11 protein-coding genes and 1 pseudogene are annotated in these 12,071 nt (G+C 40.3%); 8 read left to right on the top strand and 4 right to left on the bottom strand.

Annotated elements, in window-relative coordinates; all coding sequences use genetic code 11:
* Positions 1 to 99: 99 nt before the first annotated feature.
* Together psb35 and PN471_RS09510 are read right to left on the bottom strand one after the other, a co-directional pair.
* The gene (gene psb35, locus PN471_RS09515; RefSeq protein WP_193898532.1) at positions 100 to 294 is read right to left on the bottom strand and encodes a photosystem II assembly protein Psb35; all 195 of its coding nucleotides are present in this window, start codon (positions 292 to 294) and stop codon (positions 100 to 102) included.
* Positions 295 to 560: 266 nt separating this feature from the next.
* Positions 561 to 2,936, bottom strand: coding sequence for a transglycosylase domain-containing protein (locus PN471_RS09510; protein ID WP_271776636.1), 2,376 nt, complete (start codon positions 2,934 to 2,936; stop codon positions 561 to 563).
* Positions 2,937 to 3,330: 394 nt separating this feature from the next.
* Here PN471_RS09510 and PN471_RS09505 point away from each other — a divergent pair, with 394 nt between their 5' ends.
* From PN471_RS09505 to PN471_RS09470, 8 genes and pseudogenes are all read left to right on the top strand, one after another.
* The gene (locus tag PN471_RS09505) at positions 3,331 to 5,841 is read left to right on the top strand and encodes a tetratricopeptide repeat protein (protein ID WP_271776635.1); all 2,511 of its coding nucleotides are present in this window, start codon (positions 3,331 to 3,333) and stop codon (positions 5,839 to 5,841) included.
* 201 nt (positions 5,842 to 6,042) lie between these two features.
* Complete coding sequence (locus PN471_RS09500) at positions 6,043 to 6,339, top strand: DnaJ domain-containing protein (protein ID WP_193898536.1); 297 nt, start codon at positions 6,043 to 6,045, stop codon at positions 6,337 to 6,339.
* Positions 6,340 to 6,417: 78 nt separating this feature from the next.
* Positions 6,418 to 7,176 (top strand): nucleotide exchange factor GrpE, encoded by a 759-nt coding sequence (locus PN471_RS09495; RefSeq protein ID WP_271776634.1) that lies wholly within the window; start codon positions 6,418 to 6,420, stop codon positions 7,174 to 7,176.
* Positions 7,177 to 7,276: 100 nt separating this feature from the next.
* Positions 7,277 to 7,451 (top strand): annotated as a pseudogene (locus tag PN471_RS09490) (DUF433 domain-containing protein).
* Between the two features lie 504 nt (positions 7,452 to 7,955).
* Positions 7,956 to 8,108, top strand: a complete 153-nt coding sequence (locus tag PN471_RS09485) for a hypothetical protein (RefSeq protein WP_271776633.1) — start codon at positions 7,956 to 7,958, stop codon at positions 8,106 to 8,108.
* A 137-nt stretch (positions 8,109 to 8,245) separates the two neighbouring features.
* Positions 8,246 to 8,722 carry a Uma2 family endonuclease gene (locus PN471_RS09480; protein WP_271776632.1) on the top strand — a complete coding sequence of 159 codons (477 nt, stop codon included), beginning with the start codon at positions 8,246 to 8,248 and terminating at the stop codon, positions 8,720 to 8,722.
* Positions 8,723 to 8,956: 234 nt separating this feature from the next.
* A complete protein-coding gene (locus tag PN471_RS09475; protein WP_271776631.1) occupies positions 8,957 to 9,220 on the top strand; it encodes a CopG family transcriptional regulator in 264 nt (87 codons plus the stop codon).
* Positions 9,207 to 9,626, top strand: a complete 420-nt coding sequence (locus tag PN471_RS09470; protein ID WP_271776630.1) for a type II toxin-antitoxin system VapC family toxin — start codon at positions 9,207 to 9,209, stop codon at positions 9,624 to 9,626. Before PN471_RS09475 ends, PN471_RS09470 begins: the two co-directional genes overlap by 14 nt.
* Before the next feature lie 86 nt (positions 9,627 to 9,712).
* On the opposite strand, the gene PN471_RS09465 is transcribed toward PN471_RS09470, so the two are convergent.
* Together PN471_RS09465 and PN471_RS09460 are read right to left on the bottom strand one after the other, a co-directional pair.
* Positions 9,713 to 10,288 (bottom strand): Uma2 family endonuclease, encoded by a 576-nt coding sequence (locus tag PN471_RS09465; protein ID WP_271776629.1) that lies wholly within the window; start codon positions 10,286 to 10,288, stop codon positions 9,713 to 9,715.
* 434 nt (positions 10,289 to 10,722) lie between these two features.
* Positions 10,723 to 11,553 (bottom strand): type IIL restriction-modification enzyme MmeI, encoded by an 831-nt coding sequence (locus tag PN471_RS09460; protein ID WP_271776628.1) that lies wholly within the window; start codon positions 11,551 to 11,553, stop codon positions 10,723 to 10,725.
* Between the last annotated feature and the right edge of the window lie 518 nt (positions 11,554 to 12,071).

The raw sequence follows: 12,071 nt of genomic DNA, 5'->3' as shown, positions 1-12,071 counted from the left end.
CCTATTGCCTATTGCCTATTGCCTATTGCCTATTGCCTATTGCCTATTGCCTATTGCCTATTGCCTATTGCCTATTGCCTCTTGTCTCTTGCCTTTTACCTATTCCTTTTCTACCTTGGGGATAATGTCGGGGCGTTCCTTATTTTCCCAACCGGGAGGACGTTTGGAATTGTACCAGGCAATTGAACCAATGGTGACAGCAGCGACAAAACCCACTACATAAACCAAGGTGAAAGCTAGGGGAAAGTGATTTCCGGTATCTGGTACTTGGACTTGGAGCAATAAATAACTCATGACTATATTTGTCTAATGTAGATTACACTTCTTAACAAAGTATAAACTGAGTGAATCACCTACATCTACCCCAGGAAAAATCTTTGTTGTTTCTAGGGAATAGGGAATAGGTAATTGGTCATTGGTCATTGGTGAAAACTACTCTTCTTCCTCCTGAACTCCTGAACTCCTGAACTCCTGAACTCCTGACTCCTGAACTCCTGACTCCTGACTCCTGACTCCTGACTCCTGAATGGGCGCAGGCCCTGCGCCCCTACCTCCTGACTTTAATTATTTCCTGAAGAATCGGGTTTAAGTCTTTCTCTCCAGGAAGGTTGTGATGATGAAGATCCGCCAGAACTGTTGTTTTCAGAAGATGATCTAGAAGGTCTTGATTCTTCACTGTTTCTGCGTCGGGAACTGGATGATTGAGAAGGGGAATCGCTATTGGATTGTTCACTGCGTCGGCGGCGGGAACGAGATGATTGAGAAGAGGAATCGCTATTGGATTGTTCACTGCGACGGCTGCGGCGGCGACGGGTAGAATAAGATGTGTCATTATCATCTTGACTATAGCGTCGTCTCCGTCTTGGCCGATTTTCTTCGGAATTTGAGGAATTGTCCGATTGATTGTATGTTCTTCTGCGTCTGCGTCTAGTTGAGGAATCAGAATTATCGGTGTTATCCTCATCTGATTTTTGATCATTATCATCAACTGACTTATGAACAAATTTTTTCGGTTTGAGAGGTTGGGGTTTGATTGTACCTTTACGATTTTCTAAATTAGGTCGTGGGGGGAACTTTTCTACAGGCATTCCCTCTACGGCTTTTTCCATAAATTCGTGCCAAGCATAAGCCGCACTACCACTATTACCATAGGTGGGGCTGTTGTCATCGTTCCCTAACCACACCCCAGCCACTAATTGAGGAATATAACCAACAAACCATAAATCACGGGATTCATCAGTAGTACCTGTTTTGCCGGCAACTTGTCTATCGTCTAATTGAGCCGCTGCACCGGTGCCATCGGTGACAACATTTCTTAACATCCAAGTCATGATGGCGCTACTGTCAGCATCGAGAACTTGTTTGGGTGTATATTTAGCTGACCAAATCACATCTCCTTCGCGGTTGAGGATGCGCCGAATGCCATGAGCTTCTATATAATTGCCTTGGTTGGCGAATGTACCATAGGCGTTGGTCAGTTCTAGTAAGTTGACTTCGTTAGAACCAAGTGCTAAGGAGTAGTTAGGTTTGAGTTCTGACTTAATTCCCATGTCATGGGCAAGTTTAATGGTGGGTTCAAAACCTATTTCGATTAGGACCTTTACGGCAATTGTATTGATGGATTTGGTGAGCGCGTCTCTGATATTTAACCAACCGGAGAATTTGTCATGGGAGTTTTTCGGCTCATAACCATCTATTGATAAGGGTTCATCTAAATAACTATCATAGGGACTTTTGCCAGTAGCGATCGCTGTAGCATAGACGAAACCCTTAAAGGTTGATCCTGGTTGTCGTTGGGCTTGGGTGACACGATTAAACTGATTTTTACCAAAGTCTTTACCGCCGACCATTGCCTGAATTTCCCCACTCCCAGGCTCTATGGCCACCATAGCCGCTTGTTTAAAGTTTTGCCACCGGCCCTCATTTTTTAATATCTTGGCTACTGCGGCTTCTGCGGCTTTTTGCGAGGTTGGGTTTAAGGTTGTTTCTACTATTAGACCACCACTAGCCAAAACATCAGCGGCAATGTACTTTGGCAATTCCTTTTGCACGTAGGTGGTAAAATAGGGAAAATCAACTTGTAACCGTTTGGGTAAACTGCTATTAACTGTTAATGCTTCCTCAGTCGCCGCTTGTTTTTCGGCTGGTGTAATGATGCCATCTTCGAGCATCCGTTGTAACACCAGATTACGCCGTTCTGTGGCTGTTTTCGGGTTTTTGTCGGGGGCGTAGACGTTAGGTGCAGGAGCTAAACCCGCCAATGTCGCCATTTCTGATAAAGTCAGTTGATCTACGGATTTACTGAAGTATACCCAAGCGGCATCTCCTACGCCATAAGCCCCAGAACCTAAGTATACGAGATTGAGATAACGTTCCAGAATTTGGTCTTTAGTCAATTCTCGCTCTATTTTTTGGGATAGTCGGACTTCTTTGAGTTTACGCCAAAAGGTTTTTTCTTGTTTGAGGAAGAGAATTCGCGCTACTTGTTGGGTGATGGTGCTACCACCTTCTACCACATTTTGCGATCGCAAGTTATTGATAACTGCTCTGGCAATTCCCTGGAGATCAAATCCATTGTGTCGATTAAATCTTCTATCTTCTGAAGCAATAAAAGCTTTCTTTAAAGTATCTGGTATTTGCTCTATTTTCAGTTGCTCTCTTGTCGCTTCTCCCTGCTGTTGTAGCACACTACCATCAGCAGCTTTAATCGTCAGTGTTTGCTCTCGTACTAATGCTCTGAGTGCGGACTGATCTGGTAAATTTTTATCTATTTCTAAGATTGTGTAATGGAAAGCAATGATCCCACTACTAACACCTAATCCTGCCCACAACCAAAAACGACGATAAAAAGGTTTATCGCTGCTGACTATTCTGGTCAAGATTCCAGATGATACCGCTGTCACCTGAGTTATGAACTGCTTTGCATTCACCTGCATTTTCGGTAGTAATTTTTCATTTGTGGACTTGTGATTTTGTTGATGATTACTCAATGGCAATAGCAGTTTCTCCTGTTTGGTTTGAGTCCAATATATTAGTGTTAATATAATATCCCATATAATACCCCATAAAATATTAACTTAATTCAGTGTGAATATATGTTTTCTGCATAGCCATATTATTGGTATTCATATTATTAATGACAATTAATTCATGCAATTATCGCATGAGAAAAGTCTGAGAGTTGGTAACATTATCAATAGATAATCCTTATTGAGAAAAATGCTTCTATCTTTTTTTACCATAAATCGGTACAATCTTTATATGGAAAGTAGTTGGAGCCACCCTTAACTATGAGGGTAAAAATCAAACAACAATTAGGAAGAAAGCCCAGTGGCTAAACATCAGTCTAAACAGCGCTCACAATCACAGGTCTCTAGCACAGAGACAAAAGTTACGGAAAACTCCTTCCCGCAGCAACTGCAAGAACTGCTGAACCAAAGAAAATATCGGCAAGCATTAGAAGAAATCAAGAAAAATCAGCGATTACACCCTAATATTGAATTTACACCCCCAGAATCAGAAATTTGGTTGCTACGGGGTCAGCAAGAATTTCAGAAACAAGATTTTAAACAGGCAGAAAGATCCTTTGCTCGCGCTCTAGAATTTGGTTTGGTGGGAGAAGTTCATTACTGGCAAGCTAAATGTTTACTGGAATTGAAGCAATTAGATGGGGCATTAAAATTACTCAGCAATGCTTTTGAGGCAGGTACTCTACCGAAAAACTACAGCATCTCTTACCTAAAACTCTTGTTCCTCAAAGGAGATACCGCTACAGTTGAGCAATTAATTCAGGAACAATCTAAACGCTTTAGTGCTAATCAACTCCACTGGGTACGAGGTGTTCTGGCACTCAAAAATGGTCAACCAGAAACAGCTTTAACATCTTTTCAGAAAATTAAGCGAGCCGTCACCGATGGAGATTTGCCCATAGCTTGGATTGTTTATACTCAACAAGTCAGTGGTAATTGGGATGCTGCGGCCAGTCTTTTGGGGCTGAAATCACTTTCATATGGTCAACCAAAGTATTTGGAGCATCCAATTTTAGAGCGATTGGCGATTTTTCAACATGGAAGAACAGCACAAAAACCCTTCCAATTTATAAATTCACGAACAACAGTAGATAAAAATAGCCAACAGGCATTAGCGATATTGCGAATGTTGCAACTGATTGACCAAGGTAATCACCATGATGCCGCCCATTTGCTGTTGAAGATGGAGCGACGTTCCCCACACTTTCCAGAACTAGAAAGTCTCCGTCCACCGCTGTTTACCCTAGCCGGACAACAAGCACTGAATCAAGGAGAACCAAGTTGTGCTGAACTATTCTGGCAGCCTTTGTTGACAGAGCAACCCTTTAACCCCCAATTGGCAATCAATCTCTTAGAAGTTTTCGATGCTAATAACCACGATCAAGAACGTTCACGCCTGTTAACACGGTTTTTGAAGTGGTTAGAACAGGAAGCAAAACGAAACCCTCAAGAATGGCCTGCACAAAGATTGAAACCGACCCAAGCACATCTCCACTGCTGGATGGCAGATGCTTACATAGCAATAGATCGTGAGCGGGCTGCTTTGGGATCTGTGCAACAAGCAGAACGAATCTGTCCGACATCACCAGAAGTGCTGGGACGTAAGGGATTAATTGAAGCAGGAGGCGAAAATTATGATGAAGCGATCGCACTCTTGACCCAAGCATTAGAAAATGGATGTCGGTATGAAGAAGTTTATATAATGTTGTTGCACTGTTGGAAAATACTAGATAACAAACAAGCATTCAATGAAGCTCGACGCAAATTTGGTAAGCATTTTGGCGACTTGAATCTTGAACCTGAAGTAGAAACATTGCCTTGGGTAGATGCGCTCTCTACGTTAAGTTATCCCTTATTTAGCCGTTTTGTGAAGACAGAAGATCCCACAAATCCGCCTATCCGTGCCTGTCAAATATTCGTGAATGCAGTCCAAAGTCCGCCCAATTCCGGTGGTCGGGTTTCGTTGGACCAAAAAGCCGCAGTCGCAGCATGGGACAATCTCCTTTCAAGATTAGCAGATCAAGAACAAATTTCCGTATTGCAAGCGATCGCCCTTTCGATTCAACTCTTTGCCAAACGGGAAAAAGGCATCGCTGCTTTACTAAATCAGTATCAGCAAAAGTTAATCAACCTATCCATAGAATACCCAGAAGCTAGAGTTGCCAAGTTAGTTATCTTAGCCGTTAAAGAAAATAGTCCCAAAAAACTAGAACTTCCCGTGCGTTCTTACCTCGACACCATGCCCCAACCGGGCAACGCTCTGGCAAATATTCAACTTCAATCCCGCCGTTTTGGCGAAATTACAACCCTTGTACCGTTCCTAGATGAAGCACTCCGTCGAGAACCACAAAACCCTTTATTGCTATTAGCTAGAGCCACTACCTACCACGTTGATCACCCAAATTATGAACAATTAAAACAACAGGGATTTGAATTAGCCCGTCGCCTACAAGATGCCAAAGCCTTACAAGCATTTCGAGAAGAACAGGCATTTATTAATGATAGAGAAACTCAGAGCGCCATGCCAGATCCAGATGAATTTGACAATCTCGATATGTCAGATATGAGTGATTTATTAGAAGGGATGATTAAAAAATTATTTGGTAGTCAAATGTCTCCAGCGGAGTTTGAACGGATGCTTCCAGAACTCAAAAAAATGATGTTAAATAATATGCCTGATTTCTCAGATGATGAAGATGAAGATGACGAAGACGAAGAATATGGAATAGATTTAGACTTTATCTTTAGAAATTCATCTCCATCTAAAAAACGCAAGGGTAGAAAAAAAGTGGGTTTTCAGGAATTGCTTTAAAAGTCAGATAAGTAGGTGAACACAATAAAACCAAACTGTGTACATAAACGTAAAATCGCCCAAACCCTCTTCACTCTTGCCTTTTGCCTTGCCATAACAACAATTTTCAACGCCAACCTACTTATCAAGAGTAATGAACCGCAGATAAACACAGATAAAGACTGATAGTTTAATTGATGTCATCTTAATTGGAAATTATTTATGGCTGATCACTACGAACGTTTAGGAATTTCACCAGGAGCAACCAGCACCCAAATTAAAGCGGCTTATCATGCCAAATTACGTGAATTCCCCGCGCATACTTATCCAGAAGAGTTTAAGGCAATTCGAGGAGCTTACGAGGCACTTCGCAAAGGAGAGACAAGTCAATCGGAGGAGTTCTTGAAATTGCGTCCCCTAGAAGCAGAATTGAATCCAGAAATATTAAAACAGTTGCGAGAAAAAGCCCTGGCGCAACTAGAAGTTAGCTTAGATGATCTAATTCGTGCGACATTTTAAATAATTCGTAATTTGTCATTCAAAGAATGTACAAAGCCAACAAATAACAACTGACCACTGACAACTGACTAATAACAAATGACAACTGACAAAGAAGCTTTATTTGCCAATTTTCTAGATTATTTACAATCAGAACAAGCACCTCCTGAATATTTAGGCGAACCACCATCATCTGCTCATGCTTTTGATCCCTATCAAATGGTGTCTGAATGGACTGCTTTGCGCCATGAAGTTAAGCAACAGGGTAAATTATTGCATTCTAGCCAAGATGCTCTGGTACAAGCATTGGCGGTAATTCGGACAGAGCAAGAACAGATGCCAATGCGTTTGGCAGAAAGTCAAAAACAGGCATCGGGAAAATTTGAGCGACAGCAGGAGAAACTGCTCAAAGATTTGCTGGGTGTTGTGGATGCCTTAGATCAGGCTTGTACTTACTGGCAAGAGGAATTAGAAACATTATCAACTACCTCAAATTCAAAACCATTAATACAAAAAGGCTTCTGGGCAAAGCTATTAGATTGGATTAATGGTAATTATACTGAATATAGTGAGCCAAAGAAAATACTAATACCAGAATCATTAACGGAAATTTTCACCAGCAATCAGCAGGGAGTGGAGTTAATTAGGCGATCGCTTTTAGAAATCCTCAAACAACGCCGTGTTGTTCCCATTGTCGCCCAGGGCAAACCTTTTGACTCCCAGACAATGTATGCTGTGGGACGTGAATCAAGGGCAGATATCACAGAAAATACGGTAATACAGGAAGTAGTCCGGGGTTATTTATGGGGCGATAAAGTCTTGAGAGAAGCACAGGTGATTGTAGCGACACAAAAATAGATGAGTAACTTATTCAGCGCGGAATCATAGTTGGAAGATGTCCGCTGAATCTCTTTATTTCGGTAAAATATACGAATGCAACTAATGATTGTGAAGACCCATGAATTACCGAGACATCATTACAATTGAGCCTGAGAAACGCGGTGGTAAACCCTGTGTACGTGGTTTGCGAATTACGTGAAGTGCTTGAATATCTGGCTTCTGAGATGACTGAAGCGGAAATTCTTGAGGATTTTCCTGATCTGACGCGAGAGGATTTAATGTTCCGAGTTTAATAACCGAAGATTGGACGGTGTAGCATAGAATGGATTTCTTCAGGATGCCCGAACTCACGACTCACAATAATAGCGATCGCCTAAAAATCACGAATCACAGGAATAGCGATTCCTAGGTCGCGCAACGCTTACGCCCGCAGCAAATATTTAACAGATAGATAATTGAAGCGATTCCTAGGTCGCGCAACGCTTACGCCTAAAAATCACGACTCACAGTAATTGTGATCGCATACCGCAAAGCCTTTAGATGATAGATGATTTAGGCGATCGCACTTTATCAGAGAAAGTGATCAAAGTGATCGCAGTAACTCGACAATTAGGCAAAAACAGAGTTATAATTACCCTACAAGATCGGTGATAGAACTTGAGTCGGCACGCAGTAACCCACAATGAGGTTATCATTTCCCCCAGTTGGGTTGCGTTCTTTAACCCAACCTACAAGATCAGTGATCGCACTAAAATAAGTCTTTCTTATCACACAAAAGTTAGGAGAGCTAGAAATTTATGAATAGTTTATCAGGCATCTTCGGCAGGGATGATCGTATGATTGATCACTCATCAAATAAAGAAAATATCTGGAAGCAAAATTTTGAACATAACCTAAAAAGCTATTTTGATAAAATTCCTCAATTAAGTGCGATCGCCTTTAGAAGATAGATTGTTGGTGCGATCGCCTATAAAACAGGGCTTACAATACTAGCGATCAGGGGGTAAGGTTAGGTTGAGGCGATCGCAATCAAGCCTTATAGTGACAAGTGAGTTATTATTATATTGATTGCTTTAGGTAATTGATTATGAAATGGGAAGAAGTTTGTGAGAATAAACAGCTACAAGATTTACCCTTCAAAATTGAATTAAATAAGTGGGGGCAAATCGTAATGAGTCCAGTCAAAATCAAACATTCTTTTCACCAAGGAAGACTCCAACGTTTATTGGAGTCTTTGTTGAGTAATGGGGAAGTGATGCCAGAATGTGCGATCGATACAACAGACGGCGTTAAAGTTGCCGATGTTGTCTGGTGTTCTGCGGAAAGATTTGACAAAATCCAAGATGAAGTATCAGCATCTATTGCTCCAGAAATTTGTATAGAAGTTAAATCTATTGGGAATACTTTGGGTGAAATGGAATTCAAGAAAAAGTTGTATTTTGAAGCCCAAGCCCTTGAGGTATGGCTATGTAATGAAAAAGGTAAAATAAGATTTTATAATGAGCAAGGGGAATTAGAGCAATCTTTGTTAGTTCCTGATTTTCCGAAGCAAATTAAACGATAATTATATTTATTGTGTTTGATGGGATAGGATTGAGGCGATCACTACTTGTAGAGATTGATGTTCGTCTTTACGAAACGGATTGTTGACGCGATCGCCTAGAAATCACAACTTACATTAATAGCGATTCCTAGGTCGCGCTTCGCTATCGCCCTATGAGGCAACTACTTGAGAACTATTTAACTTTGAATTTTTTGAGCTATAGTATTGTCATACAGAGTTATGACAAGCAAAAATATGAGGGTTAATGCAAGGCTCGATAGCGATCGCGCTAATAAGTTTAATTATATTCGCCAGCGGACAAATCAAGGTGCATCTGACATTATGAAAGTGGCGATCGATCTTTATTATGAAAAATTATATCAAGAATCCCCTGTAAAGCCCTTGCAACTTCTTAGAGAATCAGGGCTGATTGGTTGTGCTGAAGGGGACTCTGATTTGTCGGTTAATTACAAGCAATATCTCACTGAAAGTCTTAACGAAAAATATGGTCATCGTTGATTCTGGCCTTTGGATAGCATTAATCAATCGCCGTGATGATTATCATGTTCTCGCTCAAGAAGTTCTAGATAAGATTGATGAGCCTCTGGTGACAACATGGTGTGTGATTACGGAAGCTTGTCATATTCTCTTGAAACGTACAGGCACAAATGCTCAACAGACGTTTATTCATAGCTTAGAAATTGGTGCTTTTGAGGTTTTTGATCTCAAGGTTCAAGATGGAAAAAGAATCAGTGAATTGATGAATCAATATAGTTCTCTGCCAATGGATTTAGCGGACGCTTCATTGATTATTTTTGCCGAATATTTGGGGCATGGGCGGATTCTATCTGTTGATTTTCGGGACTTTAATACTTACCGCTGGAAGAATCGTCATCCTTTTGAGAATTTGATGTCTATTAACTGAAGTAATGCTATAAATTGGCGATTCCTAGGTCGCGCTAGTTCCCTCCGGGACGGAATGCGTTCGCTATCGCTAACTAATCAATTCCCTTAGAACGCCAAAGTTCTAAACAATTCGCTGACTGCAACCTTGAAGTTTAAAATTATATCTTCTCCATCTAAAATATCATCACCTCGCAATAGGAGATCGGGCTGAGGGCTATGGTAAACCAGCACATATCTTTCATCAGGATGGATTACCCACAGCAGTCTAGTTCCACTTTCAAAATATTCTTCAATCTTGTTGTGAATTTCGTCAAAAGTGTTGCCTGGAGAGATAATCTCAACAACTAGATCGGGCGCACCATCAAAAAAGCCTTTAGGTAATCGTTTTAGCCCAATCAATCGCTCTTTACTAACAAAAGAAATATCGGGCGACCGCTTATTATCTCTCTTCATTTTAAATGCTGTACTAGAGTCGCAAGTAACGCCAAGATTATGCTGCCTTACAAATATCTCGATTAGCCCACCGAGGAATATGCCAATATTCCCATGCTCCATGCCTGAACTTCCCAAGTTTATCAACTCTCCATCTACAATTTCGTAACGATTGCCATCATCAGCTAAAGCCATAAAGTCTTCATCAGTCCAAACTTTATCCTTTATTCTTTCTAAGATAACTGTCATATTTATTCAAGTCCTTGTAATTTTTAGACAAAGCGATTCGTTTACATGACTGGCTGAGTGATTTCTTTATTTAATACTAACCCAAATATAAATCCAATTTCATCCCCACAACAAGCGATTCCTAGGTCGCGCTAGTTCTGATGCGCTAATCCCAAGCTCTTTTAGTTCATCGGATAAGATTTCGCCAGCGTGAATTGCAGGTCGTACCATAGTTGTTTTTTCCCTTAGTAATAATCAACAATTTCGATATTAAATGGCCGATTTTCTGTTTCTTAGGCAAGTGTTATGTATTACGTCAAGCATAACATTTATATCGCAATTTCGCAAAAAATCAACCAGCGATCGCATACCGCAAACCCTTCAATAGATAGACAATTGAGGCGATCGCCCAAAAATCACAACTCACAGGAATAGCGATCGCCACATCATCGAATTTATAAACTATCTTTTTTCCTACTTCGCTTTTTCTTCTCGACTTTGAACAGTGGCGCACTTAGGGCTTCATAGAGACTAAATAAATACTCAATGCGATTTAGTTCGCTAACGAAGGGCTGGGGACGATAGCAAAGGTCTACGGCTTTGTCTAGGGCTTTATGTGCTTTTACCAAGTCGGGCGGCATGGTGAGAGGATCATAAAGATCAGCGAGACTGCTATCGGGATATTTTGCTCTTGTGTCTAATACAGTTTGCGCGGCGGTTTCGACTTTTTGCTTTTGTTTGTCGCTGACATTTTCAGGGAATGGATAGTTATTGTAAACGATTGTATTGGAATAACGATAATCGCTTTTTAATCTTCCACAAACGTACTTAACCCAAGTCATGTGCATTTCTGATGTGAGAATGCCAAAAATATAAAGATTGGCGTTAGGAACACAACTACAGCTATTTGCAACAATATTATTTTTGTTAAACAAACCGATTGGAATGTATTTCCTATTTTCAGAAGAGTGAAGTGGAAGAATTATATAATCGTTATTAGGTTGTCTAATTTCAGTAAAAAGAGTTGGAAACTGCGCCCATTGAACTGTTGAATTTTTAGTGCTTGCTAAACGAAATTTTTTAACAGCTTCTACTTTCTTGGTTAATAGAGGCAAGCTTTTAAATTCATTAGGTTGTATATCTTTTAGCCAAAAACACCAACGTTTTTTATTATTTAAAAACTCATCTGCTGATATAAAAGGTTTAGAAGGATTGCGACTCTGACTTTTCCGAAGCCTCATTTTCCCATTCCTTAGAAAAGGCGATCGCTCTTTGCTTAATTTCATTCCAACTTAGAGGCATATCTGCAAATGTCAAGGCATAATTTTAGACAATCTTTATCATATCATTCAGTTCCTAAAATTACTTATAATTGACCTAGCCTTGCTAACATATCTTACTGTTGCTGATTTACATATTCTATCAGATTAGCAGTAGAACCAGGAGATAAAACATCACTAACTAAGACATTAGCATCCAAAACATAGCGATTAAGCATCACTGTTAAGTATCTCGTTTAACAGTTCTAAGGTTAGTCCATTTGCCTGAGCTTCTGCCCCTAAATCCGCAGATATATTTTTTAAACGAAGATTTTTCATCTTTACCAAATCCTCATAATCATTAGACATCTCCAGAAATTAAATATGCGTATCCTAGGACCCTTGTAAGTAGGTAGACAAAAATAAATAGAACTATGTTAAGTAAGTTAACAGATTCTGAAATTGGCTCGTAGTTAGGGCTTTAGCCCTACTTTCAGGTCTAAAGACCTTACTACAAACCTTTAATTATTTACGTTACTCTACTT

The organism is Aphanizomenon sp. CS-733/32 (assembly GCF_028330045.1).
GTDB lineage: Bacteria > Cyanobacteriota > Cyanobacteriia > Cyanobacteriales > Nostocaceae > Dolichospermum > Dolichospermum gracile.
Note: the sequence above shows the minus strand (reverse complement) of the source record. Positions and strands in the feature narration are given on the sequence as shown.